Below are 15,819 nucleotides of genomic sequence, written 5' to 3'. Positions count from 1 at the left end.
TTTTAACCTTCCTTCTCAATCTTATCTAACGCTTGACGTAAGAATGAACCGTAATCCGCTTTACCCGGATCCACGAAAGTACAAAGCGCTAAATCTTCTTCATCTAATTCTAAAGCACCTAAATTTTGTGCAGAATCAGTATCCCCGACTTCTAAATCACGAAGTAACAAGGTTGGAAGAATATCTAATGGCATAACACGTTCATAAGAACCAATTGGCACCATTGCACGATGACCGCCATTTTCCGCAGTGGTAAAATTAAATAATTTCTTACCGAAATGACCAAGCACAGTACGCGTGATTGAGAATTTATTAGATTGTGGAGAAATCCAGCCCATAAATTCTTTATTAGTATCTTCACTAATTACCGAAACTTGTAATGCGTAACGTCCTAAATAGTTATGAGCACCTTCCGCTTTCGCTCCATATAACACCGAGCCTGAAATTACACGGTTATCATTGCCGTTGAGCTCATCCGCCGTTAGCTGTGAAAGATTTGCACCAAGTACAGTACGCACTAAGCGTGGATTTTTCACTTGTGGACCCGCCAACGAAACCACACGTTGAGTAAATAATTCACCCGTTGTGAATAATTTACCGATTGCGATCACATCTTGATAGTTCAAATGCCATACTTGTTTATTGATGCTCACAGGATCAATAAAGTGAATATGCGTTCCCACTAAGCCTGCTGGATGTGGACCATTAAAAGATTGAATGGTAACACCTTCAATCGCAGGGCTTGATGGAATATTGCTATCCGCATCTTTACACAAATAAATAGGTCGTTGACCTTCAACTAAACGCGTTAAAACAGTTAAACCATTTTTAAAATCCGCTTCGTACTCTTTTAAAACGACTTCAGGATCTGCCGCCAATGGATTAGTATCCATGGCATTAACAAAAATTGAAGAAGGCATCGCATCCACAGCAGGAACCTTGCTGAACGGACGGGTACGAAGTGCGGTCCACAAACCTGAAGTTTGTAAATTCTCACGCACTTGGCTGCCAGTTAATTGGTTTAATGCAGCAACATCGTATTTAGTGAAAGTCTCTTGCTCGTTACCTTCAACACGAATCACCACTGATTGTAATACACGCTTAGCACCACGATTAATCGCAGTTACAGTACCGCTTGCAGGAGCCGTGAAAACAACGCCAGGGTTCTTTTTATCTTCAAAAAGAACTTGACCTTTTTTCACTGTATCCCCTTCACGCACCTTCATTGAAGGGCGCATACCCACATACTCTTCGCCAAGCATAGCAACTTCAGTCACGGCATTACCGTCACGGATTACTTGTTCTGGTTTTCCTGCAATAGGAAGATCCAAGCCTTTTTTTATCGTAATCATTGTTTGCACTACTTTTCGTTAGGTTGAAAATTAAGTCACTTTTAACAAAACTTTGCTAAAAATGACCGCACATTGAGTAATGATCCTTACGAATCATAAAAATAAAAACTCAAATTCTGGAATTTTGCCGTTTTATTACCTATTTATGATTAGGCACAGCTCAAAAATACTTGTTAAGACAAAAATAAACGCTGTATTTTAACTAAAATACAGCGTTTTCGCTACTTTAAAAGCAAGGATTTTGTGTCTTTTTAGACAAAACGCCTTGAAGAGAATTAATGACCAATCCCCATACAATTCGTTGAAACAGGAATTTGCTTGTCTAATTTATGCCATTCTTCAAGGGTAAAAGTATGCAATGCCAACGCATGAATCCCCGCGTCTAAATCATCATGCAAAAACTGATAAACCAACTGATGACGAGCGACTCGGCGTACATCATTAAATTTATCACTCACAATAGTAACTTTAAAATGGCTTTCGCCACCACGATCTGAACTATGTAAATGACTTTCGTTCTCCACGGACAAAAAGTGCGGTTGAAATTGGGCAAATAATTTTTCTGTTAACTCAGCTTGCTTGCTCATCATAAATCCTATGTTAATTAAAAATGCAGAAATCAGCGTCAAAGGCTATACATTATTGCCGAAGTTTGCAAGAATAGTCTCGCTCATATTTAAAGAAAATAAGGAAAAATATATGAAATTGAAAAAATTCTCATTTGCTGCACTGTTAGCAAGCTCAATGGTATTAGCGGCTTGTTCATCAACCAGCAACACTTTAACTTTTAATCCACAAGCCCCTACTGCCGCCACTGTATTCAACACTAACAATCAAAAAGCGATTGTTTCTGTGGTAACCAAAGACGACCGTGGACAACCCGAAATTTCCAATTATGTTCGTGATGGACAAATTCAAAAATTATACGCATCACCAGATGTTTCTCAATTATTCCAACAAGTTATGCAACAAAACTTAAATGCGAAAGGATTTCGTCTCGCCACAAATGGCGCTAACACCAATGTGTTAATTAGTGTGAAAAATTTCTTTGCAAAAGTTGATCAAGGCAACTTACGCTACGAAATTAACTCTAAAATTCAACTTACCGTCCATGTACAAGGCGCAAAAGGCAACTTCACCAAAAATTTAGGCGCAACCCGCACACAAAAAGGCGCATTTAATGCCAATAATGACGAAATCAAAAATGTATTGGACGCAAATTTAAAAGAAGTGATTACTGCGATTTATCAAGATCAAGAAATCACCAATGCGATCAACCAATATTCAAACTAATAAAATCTAACGAAATTTGACCGCACTTTTAGCGCAGATAATTGATTTGTCTGCGCTTTTTATTTGCTTGTTGTAAAATTTAAGATAAAAAAAGAAAGGTACATATAAAACGAAAACCCCAATAACTTTCGTTATCAGGGCTTCTGAATATGGCTCCTCCTGCTGGACTTGAACCAGCGACATATGGATTAACAGTCCACCGTTCTACCGACTGAACTAAGGAGGAATTGGTGCCTCGAGGCGGAATCGAACCACCGACACGGGGATTTTCAATCCCCTGCTCTACCGACTGAGCTATCGAGGCATTTAACGCGATTAGCGTTGAATACGGGGCGTATTATAAGGATTTCACTTAACAGGTCAACAGTTATTTTCAAAAAAATATAAAATTTCCGTTGTTTGCTTGTTTAATATGCAGAACGAATATAAAACAGGCAAAACTCGTTAAAATTTGACCGCACTTTGTTAAAAACAATATTAAATTTCAGAGGAAATTAGCACAAAAAAATCCCTATGAATTTGCCATAGGGATTTTATTTAATCATTATTTTGCGCCGCGATAACTGCGCTGTGCTTTATCCACTTTCAGCAAGTAATTTCTTGCCTGAGCCGATGGATGGCTCGTTGTTAAAATGCGATAAACTTGTTCTGGTTGCATTTTGTTAATGATATACACGGCTTCATCCAAGTCATTACTGAACACGCGTAATACTGCGCCAGCACCGCTGTTATAAGCTGAAATCATTGCATAACGCATTGAGGTTGGATCTTGAATACCCGCAAGATATTCATTTTTCAACAGCCACAAATAAGATACGCCAGCATCAATATTTTTCTCTGGATCAAACAAGTAGGATTTACTTGGCTGACCGCCACGTCCTTTCATTTTGAATACATCACGTCCAGCCGTTGTTGGCACGATTTGCATCAATCCCATGGCATTCGCATAGCTGATTGCGTATGGGTTGAAACTCGATTCTGTTTGCATAATCCCGAGGATCAAACTCTCATCAATGCCATATTGACGAGAAGCTTTGCGGACATAAGGTAAATATTTACGAGCACGCACATTAACGTGGTTGGCAATCATTTGGATTTCTACAAACTGCACGACTCGTCCATTGGATAAACGGCGTTGCTGTAATTTATTTTGAATCAAATAAGTGGCGAAATTATTGGCAATATTCACATTGCTGATTGCTTGACCGAAATTATCTACGACCTGCCCGACCAAAAATGGACGGCTACTAATAGGTGCATCGCCTGAAGCAAATAAATCAATCCCTCTCGCATCAGATCCCATTAATAAGGTATGCACAATCGCGCTGTGTAAACGGTTGATGTCCGCAAGGGTTTCAACCACAATTTTACCGTCATCGAAGCTAATATGACTACGCGTGTAATAGCTGTCGGTGTATTTCACATAGTCTTTGCGACTGGCAACGAGTAATTCGTTAACCCCCCAAATCTGGTCGATATTTTGTGAGAACTGCCCCGTTAATAAATCTAAGCCATGGGTATCTTTAGCAAAAATATCATCAAAACGTGAATTGTCTGAAGAACAGGCATACAAAAATGGCACAATCGCCAACAGGAATAATTTTCTTAATGTGATTTTCATTCTCTATGACTCAATTAGTTTGCTGGCGGCACATAACCATCAATTTTTACCTCTTTTCCTTCAAATAAAAAATTGACCATTTCTTTTTCAAGCATTTGGCGATGTTCTGCATTCATCATATTTAATTTTTTTTCATTCACTAGCATGGTTTGCTTTTTAAGCCATTCGCTCCATGCTTGTTTGCTGATATTATCAAAAATACGTTTGCCCAATTCTCCTGGGTAAAGCTGAAAATCTAAGCCTTCGGCTTCTTGTTTTAAATATGTGCAAAACACGGTTCTAGCCATGATTCTTTCCTTTTTGAAATTCTAATAATAAATTTTTAACGGGTGTCGCCAAACCTATTTGATCAGGATTGCGCGGATCATACCAATATTTGACCGCACTTTGTACTGAAGATTTGTATTCTGCCGTAATTTCTTCCACTTTTTTCCAGACAGTGCGATCTTCGTCATATTTTTTGCCATTAAGTTCTGCATAAATTGGATAAATATCTAAATGAAAATGGCTGAAAGTATGGCGAAAAGCCGTCCACTCTTGATATTGCTGAACACCTTGTTTCTGTAAATAAGCGAACAATTCAGTTTTAGAATCAAACTGCGGAAAACAATATAAGCCGCCCCAAAGCCCTGAATTCGGGCGTTGTTCTAACGCCACTTTGCCTTGATGAGATAAAATCAGAAAATAACTTTTTCGTTCTGGTAACGCTTTCTTCGGTTTCTTCGCGGGATATTTCGAGCAAGAATCTGTTAAATAAGCGCCACAATGCTGATTTAACGGGCACAGCGTGCATTTAGGTTTTGTACGCGTACAAACGAGTGCACCAATATCCATCATTGCTTGATTGAAATCAGCAGTTCGATCTTGTGGCGTCACTTCTGCGCTCAATGCCCATAATTGATTTTCAACTTTCTTTTCGCCCGCCCAGCCTTCGACACAAAAATAACGCGATAATACCCGTTTCACATTTCCATCTAAAATAGGATAAGGTTGCCCCAAAACAGAGGACAATATTGCCCCAGCGGTGCTGCGCCCAATTCCTGAAAGGGCGACAACCTGCGCAAAATCAGTGGGAAACTGCCCGTCAAACTCATCTCGAATTTGCTGTGCGGCTTTGTGCAAATTACGGGCGCGCGCGTAATAACCTAATCCCGTCCATAAATGCAAGACTTCATCTAACTCGGCGTTTGCAAGTGCGGTCGCTGTTGGGAAAGTTTTGATAAATCGCTCAAAATAAGGGATAACGGTGTTCACTTGGGTTTGCTGCAACATCACTTCAGAAAGCCAAACGCCATATAGGGTTTTATTCTGTTGCCAAGGCAAATGCTTTCGTCCAAACTGTTCAAACCAAGTGAGTACAGCATGGGCAAAAGGCGCATTGGAAAATGATCGAGCTTGCATAAAATTCTAAAGTGCGGCCAAAAAATCAGAAGAAAATGAGCGTGGATTTTAACACAATAACCGCTTATAATTCACGCCGATTTAATTTAACGATGATATTATGACAGAACAAAAACACACTTTTGCTGATCAAAAACGTAAAACCGTAGAAACGGCGGAATTCACCGAAGATGGGCGCTATAAACGTAAAATTCGTAGTTTTGTGTTACGCACAGGGCGATTAAGTGAATTCCAACGCAATATGATGAATGAGAATTGGGCGGATTACGGGCTCGATCATCAAACTGAACCTTTTGATTTTGTGAAAATCTATGGTAATGATAATCCTGTCGTGCTGGAAATTGGTTTCGGCATGGGGAAATCTTTAGTGGAAATGGCAGAGCAAAACCCGAATAAAAACTATTTGGGTATTGAAGTGCATACGCCCGGGGTTGGGGCTTGTCTGGCTTATGCCGTAGAAAAAGGGGTAAAGAACTTGCGTGTTATCTGCCATGATGCCACGGAAATTTTACGCGATAGCATTACAGACGGCTCACTCGGCGGATTGCAGCTTTTCTTTCCCGATCCATGGCATAAAGCCAAACACCATAAACGCCGTATCGTGCAACCCCATTTTGTGGAAACGGTGGTGAAAAAATTGGCGGCAGGCGGTTTTATCCATTTTGCCACAGACTGGGAAAATTACGCCGAACATATGATTGAAGTCTTGCAATCCGTGCAAAGTGCGGGCGGAATTCGTAATATTTCTGAAACCAATGACTACATTCCGCGCCCCGATTTCCGCCCGCTAACTAAATTTGAAGCGCGAGGACATCGATTAGGACATGGCGTTTGGGATTTATATTTCATCAAAAATTAGTTCTGTTTATCTGTTATCAACAGCCTCTCAACACACAATAGGAGAATCTTATGGCTATTAAACGTAATGCTCGCCAACGCAAAAAAATGCATTTAGCGGAGTTCCAAGAATTAGGCTTTTTAGTAAATTGGCAATTTGCTGAAGGCACTGGAATTGATCAAATCGATGCCACTGTTGATCGCTTTATTGCTGAAGTTATCCAGCCAAACGGTTTAGCTTACGAAGGCAGTGGATACCTACATTGGGAAGGCTTAGTATGCCTTGAAAAATTAGGAAAATGCGACGATTCTCACCGCACTTTGGTGAAAAATTGGTTAGAAAGCAACAATCTGCAACAAATTGAAATCAGTGAATTATTCGATATTTGGTGGGATTATCCAACTAAAGACTAATCACAGTCAAAGAGAAAACCGCACCAAAGTGCGGTTTTTTTTAGATAAATTTTCGTTTTCTCAACATCGCAAACAAGACTAAAAGCAGGAAAAAATAGAACATTTGTGTGGTATGTAATGAGAAAAATGCTTCACTCATACCGTACATCATCACTGCTAAAATATGCGTAACGCCAAGAGCCGCAATGGTTTTCGTTTCTAAACTCGCACTGCCAGTCGCTTTAATGAAGCTATATAACGGAATAAAGAAAATAGCTAATAATGACAACAAACCAAACACGCCATTTTTCGCTAAATTATCAAGATACAAATTATGTGCATGCGCATAAATACTGGCTGAACGCGCAATCTTTCCTTCATCTGCATACTTTTTAAAATACTGTTTAAACGCCGCTTCGCCCGTACCTGTTAATGGTCGTTCTTGCGTCATCATTAATGCGCCTTTCCACATTTCAAAGCGTGCACCAATAGAGGTATTTGGATTATTTTTTTGGAAATAATTCACTATGTCACTTTCAGCCTGAGCAATGCGCTGACTGACTTGAGTTTGTGGAATCATGAATAATATTGTTGATAGCGCAACAATGCAGACACAGACACTCATTAAGAATTTTTTAGATACTTGTTGACGGAAAATCCAGAAAATAGCAATGAGCACAACAGGTAGGCTCACCCAACCTCCTCGGGCGGTGGAAAGCACACTTGCCCCCAAGCCTGCTAAAGTCCCAAACACACAAAGTGCGGTGAAAAAGTGCTCTTTTTTATTTAATCCATAAAAAAATAAAACAAAAGATAACCAACCAAGAGATAACGCCATATCACCCGCTTGAATATGGATCATACTGCCAAAGGGCAAAGGCAGACCAAGATAAAGCCGATCATAGGCAGCAATTAGAAAAGCAATAATTGCGCTACAAGGAATTGCGCCAAACAATACTTTTAAATTAGGGGTAAATTGGCGCAATAAAAAGAATGCTGGTAAAAATAACAATAACTGGTTTACCGTATCAATGTGGCGTAAACGGTCGTCATGGAAAGCAAAAGTAATTAAGCGAACAAGAATATAAAACAATATAGCATAACAAAACCATTTATCATTTTGTGTTAAAAACTGCTGGGTTTTATTTTTTAGAACTACAATGCCATAACCAATGCCTAACAATGCCAATACAATAAAAGCAAGATTGTGAACGGGTTTTAAAATAAAAACCGTTAAAATATAAACCGATACGAATGTATTGACCCACAGGGATAAAGTTTCAGATTTGAATAAGCGCATAAAATAACCTATTAAAAAACCGCACTTTTAATGCCAAAGTGCGGTCAATTTTAGCAAAATTTTACAAATTATAATACGTTAACGCAGTTTAAATCTTGGAAAGATTGTTCTAAGCGTTTAGACATAGATTCTTCCATTTTGCGTAACCAAACACGTGGATCGTAGTATTTTTTGTTTGGTGCGTCAGGGCCTTCTGGGTTACCTAATTGACCTTGTAAATACGCTTCGTTTGCTTTGTAGAATTGTAAAATACCATTCCAAGCTGCCCATTGTGTATCTGTATCAATGTTCATTTTGATTGCGCCATAGCTGATCGCTTCACGGATTTCTTCTTGTGAAGAACCTGAACCACCATGGAATACGAAGTTAATTGGTTTGGCAGCAAGACCGCGCTCTTTTGCTACAAATTCTTGTGATGCACCTAAAATTGATGGTTTTAATTTTACGTTACCTGGTTTGTAAACACCGTGTACGTTACCAAATGCTGCAGCAACAGTAAAACGTGGGCTTACTGGGTTTAATTGATCGTAAACGTATAAAACATCTTCAGGTTGAGTATAAAGTTTAGACTCATCAACACCTGAATTATCTACGCCATCTTCTTCACCACCAGTGATACCGATTTCGATTTCAAGGGTCATACCAATTTTGCTCATGCGTGCTAGGTATTCACGGCAAGTTGCCATGTTTTCTTCCATCGGTTCTTCTGAAAGATCTAACATGTGAGAAGAGAATAACGGTTTACCTGTTTCTGCAAAGTGTTTTTCACTTGCTGCTAATAAGCCATCAATCCATGGTAATAATTTTTTCGCCGCGTGGTCTGTGTGAAGAATAACTGGTACGCCGTATTCTTCTGCTAAAGCGTGAACGTGTTTTGCCCCTGCGATTGCGCCAAGCACGTCTGGACGCGCGCCTGAAGCGGGCTTAATGCCTTTACCTGCGATAAATGATGCACCGCCGTTTGAAAATTGAACGATAACTGGTGCTTTAACGCGTGCTGCAGTTTCTAATACTGTGTTCACAGAGTCAGAACCTACACAGTTAACTGCAGGGATTGCGAAACCGTGTTCTTTTGCGAACGCGAAAACTTTTGAAACGTCATCACCAGTTAATACGCCTGGTTTTACGATGTCTAATAATTTAGCCATTTTTTGCTTTTCCTTTATGTAGAGTGCGTTTGCTAACGCACCGTTAAACTAAAACTTGTTTGTAATGGTGCGTTAATTAACGCACCTATAAAATTAACCAAAATTAACCGTTTGCACGTTTTTCTAAAATTTCGACTGCAGGTAATACTTTACCTTCAACGAATTCTAAGAATGCGCCACCACCAGTTGAAATATAAGAAATTTTATCTGCGATACCAAATAAATCAATCGCAGCTAATGTATCACCACCACCAGCAATTGAGAATGCGCCGTTAGCAGTTGCTTCAGCGATCGCATTTGAAATTACTTCAGTTCCTTTACGGAAATTAGGGAATTCAAACACACCAACTGGACCATTCCAAAGAATCGTTTTAGCTGATTTGATGATATTGGCTAATTCTTCAGCTGATTTATCACCGATATCAAAAATAGATTCGTCTGCTGCCACATCATCTACGGATTTATGCGTTGCTGGTGCTGTTTCAGAGAATTCTTTACCAACACGAACATCCACAGGCACTGGAATTTGAGTGGCTTTTGCTAAACGTTGTGCTTCAGGAATTAAATCTTCTTCATATAAAGATTTACCTACGTTTTTGCCTTCAGCTGCGATAAAGGTATTCGCGATACCACCGCCCACGATTAATTGGTCAGCGATTTTTGAAAGGCTGTCTAACACGGTTAATTTTGTTGAAACTTTTGAACCGCCAACAATCGCTAACATCGGACGTTTTGGCTCTTTTAATGCTTTGCCTAACGCATCTAATTCTGCGGCTAACAATGGACCTGCGCAAGCGACTGGAGCAAATTGCGCCACACCGTGAGTTGAAGCTTGTGCGCGGTGAGCTGTACCAAATGCATCCATAACGAATACATCACAAAGTGCGGCATATTTTTTCGATAATTCTTCTTCGTTTTTCTTTTCGCCTTTGTTTACGCGTACATTCTCAAGAACAACGATTTCGCCATCATTCACTTCTACGCCATTTAAGTAATCTTGCACTAAACGCGCTTTGAAACCCGCGTTGTTCAAGTAATCCACAACAGGTTGTAATGAATCTTCAGGTTTGAATTCGCCTTCAGTAGGGCGACCTAAGTGAGAGGTAACCATGACTTTCGCACCTTTTTCCAACGCTAATTTCAAGGTTGGGATCGTTGCACGAATACGCGCATCAGATGTTACTTTGCCGTCTTTTACTGGCACGTTTAAATCCGCACGAATAAAAAGACGTTTACCTGCTAGATCAAGGTCGGTCATTTTGATTACTGACATAATTTATCCTCTTTTGATTAAACTAATAAAATTTTGAACTCGAGCATTATACCCAGTTCTTGTTATCTTGTAACTGTTCCAGATCAAATTTATTTAAGATTAATTGTCTGAATTCCGTTATTTATTATTTGGGCAATCCATAACACGCCAAGCGAGATCATAGCAAATAAAAAGCTCACTACGGCTCGCATTCATATAGGCATTTTTTAGCTGTGGATTATTTTGTTTCATCCAACGAAAGAGTTCTTTACGGCTCATTTCTTGGGTCGGCAACGCTAAAGTGCGGTACAATTCTTGCTGTTTTTGAAAATATTGCTCGGCGGTTTTAAAGGCGCACGCACCATGTTTTTCCCACTCCCCTTGCAATAATTTAGGGCTTGGGCTTTCTGGCAAATATTTTTCAATCAGGTTGTAATCTAGCTGCGGCAAATCGCCTTGGCAGAAACGCGGATGATCCGTTACCGTTCGAGCATGGGCATTTTGCGGCCACAAACCATGAATTACCCAGCCATATTGGCGTTGAGTACCGCATTGCATTTGCGAAGATGCGGGCAAATCATTGCCGAATTTTCGTTCTTGGCTCTCACAGAACGTAGGCGACCAAGATAACGCCAGCATATAATAATCCACAGGCGCATTTTTATTTTGCCCAATCGCATCATCACGCATAATCGTATCGTAATGCTGTAAAACTGAAGAATTTTTGACCGCACTTTGGCTTTGATTTTGAGCAGATTGCGTTGATTTTGTGTGTTTTTGCTGAGAAGAAGTATGCTCTGGCTGCTTTTCATCCCCCAAAAAATAATGGGACAAATAAAAATACCCTGCTAATAGCAGCACGGCGCCAATGCGGATCCATTTTACGTATTTCTGATTCATAAACTTTAATTTTCTCTCTAATTTCTTTATAATCGCCGCCTTTCTATTCACACTCAAGGATTTTTTATGGCGTTACTGATTACTCACAAATGCACAAATTGTGATATGTGCCTGCCCGAATGCCCGAATGAAGCCATTTCCGTGGGTGAGGAAATCTATGTGATTGAGCCCGCGCTTTGCACTGAATGTGTTGGGCATTATGACAGTCCAACTTGCCAAAAAGTTTGCCCGATCAGCAAATGTATTATTGACGATCCTGAACATCGTGAAAGCCAAGAAGAATTGTGGGAACGCTTTGTGTTAATTCACCATGCCGATAAGCTCTAATGATGCCACCAGCTCGCCACCACGATCACCACAATAAAAATCAATAACCAAAACACCTGCACTTTCACATTCTGTCTGTTCATTTCTTGATTGTGTTGGCGGCGTTGTTCTAATTTCTGTTTATAGATTTCTAAATCAGCCGCACGAAATGAAAAGCCGCAGTGCGGACAACTTTCCACACTGTCACTAATTTTCGCACGACATTCTGGGCAACGCTGCAATGCCATTTAGCGCGCCACCCATTTAGCCAATAACACACCTGCGCTCACTGCCACATTAAGCCCCGATTTTAACGGATTAGCTAAACTCAGCGTGACAACCGCATCGCTCTGCTGTGCAAAATTATCATTCGCCAACACAAAAACTACTTTATCCTGTAACGTTAATGCGTTTACAGTTTGCGCGTTTTTATCATTGCTCAAATGCACAATTTGATAGCCCGCTTTGCGTAGCTGATTTAACGCCGTATCCGTTGCTTCACTTTGCAAACAATGCACATATTCCATTCCCCCTTCTGCTACACGAAATGCATTAGGGCTATTCAATAACTCAGGATCGCAACTCAGCACGTTTTTCACGCCATAATAAGCACAAGTGCGGACAATTCCGCCAATATTTTGTGGATTATTCGCCACGCCATCAAGCATCAATAAACAATCCGCTTGGCGCGGAATGTCTAAATAGCCCGTTAACGTAAATGGACGCTGTTTTTTCACTAATAAACAAATGCCGCCATGATGTTCAGAACCGCTCACCAATTCTAATTCTGCACGGTCGACAACGTGATACGCCTTTTTATTTGCCGCCAAATAGCTAAACATTTCACCAAGACGATGCGACATTTCCACCGTTGCCCACGCCCGCACAATGCTTTCGGGGCGTTGTGAAAATAAAGCCAAACAGGCATTTTCACCAAAAACTTTCATTTCTTCCGCGCGATTTTTCTTAATTTTTTCTGGCGCACGTGGGGATAACGCCCCAGTTTTCTTCGCTTTTGGCTTATCGCTAACGCCCGTGCTTTTCACCATCACTTTCACTTTGCCCGAACCGCTAGCGTTGCCGAGCGTTGTTTCGGTGATTTGGGTTTCTAACGGCTGTGAGCGAAAGGTACGATCATCGCTTTTATCATTAAAGTGCGGTCGATTTTTATGTTTTTTTTCAAAACGGTTGAAAGGTTGTTTTTTGTCATTAAATTGGCGTTCCGAACGCTCGCCAACAACACGTTCTTTAAAACGGTTTTCATTATTTGCAGATTGGAATTTAGGCTGTTTAAATTGGCTCATAGCAGTATCTCTGGTCAAAAATTTTAGGTATTATAGCAAAAAATATTGTAAACTAACCCATTAATTGACACTGCACCAATATGAAATAATTTGTGCGAGAAGATAAAAAATATGTTTATTAATCGAACCAAACGCGCGAAACAGCATTTAGAAAACTTGCCTTATCTGCCTCAATCTGCGGCAGATATCACGTTTTTGTCTAGCGCAATCCAATTTAAACAAACCCTTATTGAACTTATTCGCCAAGCGAAAACTCGCATTTATGTGACCGCACTTTATTGGCAATTCGATGAAGCGGGTCAAGAAATTCTTGCTGAAATTTATCGTGCCAAAGCCGCCAATCCTGCATTAGATATTAAAATTTTAGTGGATTGGCATCGTGCGCAGCGTAATTTATTGGGTGCAGCAAAAGGCACGACCAATGCGGATTGGTATTGCGAACAACGCCATATTCACGGCAATGAAAGTATGTTTTTTGGCGTGCCGATTAATACCCGTGAAGTTTTCGGCGTGTTGCATATTAAGGGCTTTGTGTTTGATGATACCGTGCTATATAGCGGTGCTAGCATCAATAATGTGTATTTGCAGCAGCAAGAGAAATACCGTTATGATCGCTACCAAAAAATCCATAATCCTGCATTAGCCGATGCATTCGTTCAGTTTATTAATCAGTATTTGCTGGATCCTACCGCGGTCTTTTCATTGGATGACAGCGCGCGCCCAAATACAAAAGAAATTAAATCAGCGATTAAATCTTTCCGCCGTAATCTGAAAAATGCGCAATATCAGCTGCAAAGTGCGGTCAAATTTGCTGATGAATTAACGATTACACCATTATTCGGCTTAGGCGCGCGAGATAATTTGCTCAATCGCACGATTCAAGATCTATTTGTGTTAGTGGAAGATAAACTCACGATTTGCACGCCTTATTTCAATTTTCCTCGCACCTTGCAAGTGAAAATTCGCGATTTACTCAATGATGGCAAACAGGTGGAAATCATCGTAGGCGACAAAACCGCCAACGATTTCTATATTCCGCCAACAGAACAATTTAAAATGGCAGGCGCATTGCCCTATTTATATGAGAAAAATCTTTACGCTTTCTGCAAAAAATTTGAAGCTGAGATCGCTCAAGGCAATCTACAAATTCGTCTTTGGAAAGACGGCGATAACTCTTATCACTTAAAAGGCATTTGGGTGGATGATCGCTATATTTTGCTCACAGGCAATAATCTCAATCCGCGAGCATGGCGATTGGATGCTGAAAATGGGCTGCTCATTCATGATCCAAAACAAGAGTTGAAAGAACAAGTGCGGTCAGAATTAACAGAAATTCGTAAACATACTAGCGTACTTACCCATTATTCTGAACTTGAACAAATGGAAAACTACCCTGCCCCCGTGCAACGTTTGCTCAAACGTTTCTCTCGGGTAAAAGCCGATCAAATTGTGAAATGGATTTTGTAATAGGCAAGAAAAAGGCTGGATTATTCCAGCCTTTTACATTGACAGATCCTTGCAACTAAAGAATCACTTCTAATTTATCATAAGCGCGCATTGCTTTTTCTAGCGCTTTTTCCACTGAAATATCACGGCTAAGAATCACTGCCATTCGGCGATGCCCGTCCACTTCACCTTTAGCAAAAATACGCAAATCCGTATTCGGTTCTGCTAATACTTCAGCCAAATTAGCAAATTGCACTTGCTGCGACTTGCCTTCTACCACAACGGCTTTTGACGCCGCAGGGCTAATCAAATTGATGGTTGGAATTGGTAACCCCAAAATAGCGCGAGCATGTAAGGCAAATTCCGACAATTCTTGGGAAATTAAGGTGACCATGCCTGTATCATGTGGGCGTGGCGAAACTTCATTAAAAATCACATCATCGCCACAAACAAACATTTCCACCCCGAAGATACCGCGCCCTCCAAGGGCTGTCGTGATTTTCTCCGCAACATGTTGTGCTTTTTGTAACGCAATCTCAGACATAGCCTGCGGCTGCCATGATTCACGATAATCCCCATCTTGCTGGCGATGCCCAATTGGCGCTAAAAAAGACACGCCACCGATATGGCGAACGGTTAATAAGGTGATTTCATAATCGAATTTCACAAATCCTTCGACAATCACGCGCCCAGCCCCTGCTCGACCACCTTCTTGGGCATAATTCCAAGCATGTTGAATATCATTAAAGGACTTAATAATAGATTGTCCATGCCCCGATGAAGACATAATCGGTTTTACTACGCAAGGAACACCAATTTTTTTGACCGCACTTTCAAAATCCTTAAAGTTATCCACAAATTGGTAATTTGAGGTCGGCAAACCTAATTCTTCAGCGGCTAAACGGCGAATGCCTTCACGATTCATGGTTAATTTAGTCGCTTTAGCCGTTGGCACGACAGTAAAGCCCTCTTGCTCTAGTTCGACTAACGTATCCGTAGCAATGGCTTCTACTTCAGGCACAATATAATCTGGTTTTTCCTGCTCCACCAAAGTGCGTAATGCCGCGCCATCTAACATAGAAATCGTATAAGCACGATGTGCCACTTGTTGCGCAGGGGCATTTTCATAACGATCCACCGCAATCACTTCCACGCCTAAACGCATCAGTTCAATCGCCACTTCTTTACCCAATTCCCCCGAGCCGAGTAGCATCACTTTTGTGGCTTTTGCCGTGAGTGCCGTACCAATTTTAGCCATATTAAAAT

At 40.6% G+C, this 15,819-nt stretch carries 17 protein-coding genes and 2 tRNA genes; 5 read left to right on the top strand and 14 right to left on the bottom strand.

From position 1 onward, the window contains the following. Positions 1-2 precede the first annotated feature (2 nt). Together C8D76_RS00200 and C8D76_RS00195 are read right to left on the bottom strand one after the other, a co-directional pair. Positions 3-1,352, bottom strand: a complete 1,350-nt coding sequence (locus C8D76_RS00200) for a Na(+)-translocating NADH-quinone reductase subunit A (protein WP_116631089.1) — start codon at positions 1,350-1,352, stop codon at positions 3-5. 275 nt (positions 1,353-1,627) lie between these two features. Continuing rightward, positions 1,628-1,939, bottom strand: coding sequence for a BolA family protein (locus C8D76_RS00195; RefSeq protein ID WP_116630825.1), 312 nt, complete (start codon positions 1,937-1,939; stop codon positions 1,628-1,630). A 112-nt stretch (positions 1,940-2,051) separates the two neighbouring features. On the opposite strand from C8D76_RS00195, the gene C8D76_RS00190 reads away from it, so the two are divergent. After that, entirely contained in the window at positions 2,052-2,645 is a 594-nt protein-coding gene (locus C8D76_RS00190; protein ID WP_116630824.1) for a YajG family lipoprotein, read from the top strand. 150 nt (positions 2,646-2,795) lie between these two features. On the opposite strand, the gene C8D76_RS00185 is transcribed toward C8D76_RS00190, so the two are convergent. The 5 genes from C8D76_RS00185 to mutY all read right to left on the bottom strand — a co-directional run bounded on the left by C8D76_RS00185 (position 2,796) and on the right by mutY (position 5,667). Beyond that, positions 2,796-2,871, bottom strand: a tRNA-Asn gene (locus C8D76_RS00185). Between the two features lie 2 nt (positions 2,872-2,873). After that, positions 2,874-2,949: transfer RNA gene (locus C8D76_RS00180), tRNA-Phe, on the bottom strand. Positions 2,950-3,189: 240 nt separating this feature from the next. Continuing rightward, positions 3,190-4,266, bottom strand: coding sequence for a membrane-bound lytic murein transglycosylase MltC (mltC, locus tag C8D76_RS00175; protein ID WP_116630823.1), 1,077 nt, complete (start codon positions 4,264-4,266; stop codon positions 3,190-3,192). Between the two features lie 14 nt (positions 4,267-4,280). Then, entirely contained in the window at positions 4,281-4,553 is a 273-nt protein-coding gene (locus tag C8D76_RS00170) for an oxidative damage protection protein (protein WP_116630822.1), read from the bottom strand. Further along, the gene (mutY, locus tag C8D76_RS00165) at positions 4,546-5,667 is read right to left on the bottom strand and encodes an A/G-specific adenine glycosylase (RefSeq protein ID WP_116630821.1); all 1,122 of its coding nucleotides are present in this window, start codon (positions 5,665-5,667) and stop codon (positions 4,546-4,548) included. The genes C8D76_RS00170 and mutY overlap by 8 nt, the downstream gene beginning before the upstream one ends. Before the next feature lie 100 nt (positions 5,668-5,767). Here mutY and trmB point away from each other — a divergent pair, with 100 nt between their 5' ends. Together trmB and C8D76_RS00155 are read left to right on the top strand one after the other, a co-directional pair. Further along, a complete protein-coding gene (gene trmB, locus C8D76_RS00160; RefSeq protein ID WP_116630820.1) occupies positions 5,768-6,526 on the top strand; it encodes a tRNA (guanosine(46)-N7)-methyltransferase TrmB in 759 nt (252 codons plus the stop codon). A gap of 50 nt (positions 6,527-6,576) precedes the next feature. Next, complete coding sequence (locus tag C8D76_RS00155) at positions 6,577-6,918, top strand: YggL family protein (RefSeq protein WP_116630819.1); 342 nt, start codon at positions 6,577-6,579, stop codon at positions 6,916-6,918. A gap of 40 nt (positions 6,919-6,958) precedes the next feature. Here the strand turns inward: C8D76_RS00155 and C8D76_RS00150 are convergent, their stop codons facing one another. The 4 genes from C8D76_RS00150 to C8D76_RS00135 form a co-directional block, all read right to left on the bottom strand. Next, positions 6,959-8,197 (bottom strand): O-antigen ligase family protein, encoded by a 1,239-nt coding sequence (locus C8D76_RS00150; RefSeq protein WP_116630818.1) that lies wholly within the window; start codon positions 8,195-8,197, stop codon positions 6,959-6,961. A gap of 68 nt (positions 8,198-8,265) precedes the next feature. Continuing rightward, a complete protein-coding gene (fbaA, locus tag C8D76_RS00145; RefSeq protein WP_116630817.1) occupies positions 8,266-9,345 on the bottom strand; it encodes a class II fructose-bisphosphate aldolase in 1,080 nt (359 codons plus the stop codon). A 103-nt stretch (positions 9,346-9,448) separates the two neighbouring features. Next, complete coding sequence (locus tag C8D76_RS00140) at positions 9,449-10,618, bottom strand: phosphoglycerate kinase (RefSeq protein WP_116630816.1); 1,170 nt, start codon at positions 10,616-10,618, stop codon at positions 9,449-9,451. A 117-nt stretch (positions 10,619-10,735) separates the two neighbouring features. Continuing rightward, a complete protein-coding gene (locus C8D76_RS00135) occupies positions 10,736-11,497 on the bottom strand; it encodes a ribonuclease T2 family protein (protein ID WP_116630815.1) in 762 nt (253 codons plus the stop codon). Positions 11,498-11,563: 66 nt separating this feature from the next. Between C8D76_RS00135 and C8D76_RS00130 the strand changes: the two genes are divergently transcribed. Beyond that, positions 11,564-11,824, top strand: a complete 261-nt coding sequence (locus tag C8D76_RS00130) for a YfhL family 4Fe-4S dicluster ferredoxin (RefSeq protein ID WP_116630814.1) — start codon at positions 11,564-11,566, stop codon at positions 11,822-11,824. Here C8D76_RS00130 and C8D76_RS00125 read toward each other — a convergent pair. Further along, on the bottom strand, positions 11,821-12,051 hold the full coding sequence (locus C8D76_RS00125; RefSeq protein ID WP_116630813.1) for a zinc ribbon domain-containing protein: 231 nt from the start codon (positions 12,049-12,051) through the stop codon (positions 11,821-11,823). The genes C8D76_RS00130 and C8D76_RS00125 overlap by 4 nt on opposite strands. Further along, positions 12,052-13,107 carry a TrmH family RNA methyltransferase gene (locus C8D76_RS00120; protein WP_116630812.1) on the bottom strand — a complete coding sequence of 352 codons (1,056 nt, stop codon included), beginning with the start codon at positions 13,105-13,107 and terminating at the stop codon, positions 12,052-12,054. A 111-nt stretch (positions 13,108-13,218) separates the two neighbouring features. Between C8D76_RS00120 and pssA the strand changes: the two genes are divergently transcribed. Next, a complete protein-coding gene (gene pssA / locus C8D76_RS00115) occupies positions 13,219-14,574 on the top strand; it encodes a CDP-diacylglycerol--serine O-phosphatidyltransferase (protein ID WP_116630811.1) in 1,356 nt (451 codons plus the stop codon). Between the two features lie 55 nt (positions 14,575-14,629). Here pssA and purT read toward each other — a convergent pair whose 3' ends face one another. Then, positions 14,630-15,811, bottom strand: coding sequence for a formate-dependent phosphoribosylglycinamide formyltransferase (purT, locus tag C8D76_RS00110; RefSeq protein WP_116630810.1), 1,182 nt, complete (start codon positions 15,809-15,811; stop codon positions 14,630-14,632). Positions 15,812-15,819 lie beyond the last annotated feature (8 nt).

The sequence above is a fragment of the Alitibacter langaaensis DSM 22999 genome (assembly GCF_003096995.1).
Lineage (GTDB): Bacteria > Pseudomonadota > Gammaproteobacteria > Enterobacterales > Pasteurellaceae > Exercitatus > Exercitatus langaaensis.
The sequence above is the reverse complement of the archived record's forward strand: the minus strand, read 5'-3'. Positions and strand labels throughout refer to the sequence as shown.

Coding starts and splice junctions, on each gene's coding strand:
- C8D76_RS00200 (WP_116631089.1), bottom strand. CDS start 1,352: ATGATTACGATAAAAAAAGGCTTGGATCTTCCTATTGCAGGAAAACCA.
- C8D76_RS00195 (WP_116630825.1), bottom strand. CDS start 1,939: ATGAGCAAGCAAGCTGAGTTAACAGAAAAATTATTTGCCCAATTTCAA.
- C8D76_RS00190 (WP_116630824.1), top strand. CDS start 2,052: ATGAAATTGAAAAAATTCTCATTTGCTGCACTGTTAGCAAGCTCAATG.
- mltC (WP_116630823.1), bottom strand. CDS start 4,266: ATGAAAATCACATTAAGAAAATTATTCCTGTTGGCGATTGTGCCATTT.
- C8D76_RS00170 (WP_116630822.1), bottom strand. CDS start 4,553: ATGGCTAGAACCGTGTTTTGCACATATTTAAAACAAGAAGCCGAAGGC.
- mutY (WP_116630821.1), bottom strand. CDS start 5,667: ATGCAAGCTCGATCATTTTCCAATGCGCCTTTTGCCCATGCTGTACTC.
- trmB (WP_116630820.1), top strand. CDS start 5,768: ATGACAGAACAAAAACACACTTTTGCTGATCAAAAACGTAAAACCGTA.
- C8D76_RS00155 (WP_116630819.1), top strand. CDS start 6,577: ATGGCTATTAAACGTAATGCTCGCCAACGCAAAAAAATGCATTTAGCG.
- C8D76_RS00150 (WP_116630818.1), bottom strand. CDS start 8,197: ATGCGCTTATTCAAATCTGAAACTTTATCCCTGTGGGTCAATACATTC.
- fbaA (WP_116630817.1), bottom strand. CDS start 9,345: ATGGCTAAATTATTAGACATCGTAAAACCAGGCGTATTAACTGGTGAT.
- C8D76_RS00140 (WP_116630816.1), bottom strand. CDS start 10,618: ATGTCAGTAATCAAAATGACCGACCTTGATCTAGCAGGTAAACGTCTT.
- C8D76_RS00135 (WP_116630815.1), bottom strand. CDS start 11,497: ATGAATCAGAAATACGTAAAATGGATCCGCATTGGCGCCGTGCTGCTA.
- C8D76_RS00130 (WP_116630814.1), top strand. CDS start 11,564: ATGGCGTTACTGATTACTCACAAATGCACAAATTGTGATATGTGCCTG.
- C8D76_RS00125 (WP_116630813.1), bottom strand. CDS start 12,051: ATGGCATTGCAGCGTTGCCCAGAATGTCGTGCGAAAATTAGTGACAGT.
- C8D76_RS00120 (WP_116630812.1), bottom strand. CDS start 13,107: ATGAGCCAATTTAAACAGCCTAAATTCCAATCTGCAAATAATGAAAAC.
- pssA (WP_116630811.1), top strand. CDS start 13,219: ATGTTTATTAATCGAACCAAACGCGCGAAACAGCATTTAGAAAACTTG.
- purT (WP_116630810.1), bottom strand. CDS start 15,811: ATGGCTAAAATTGGTACGGCACTCACGGCAAAAGCCACAAAAGTGATG.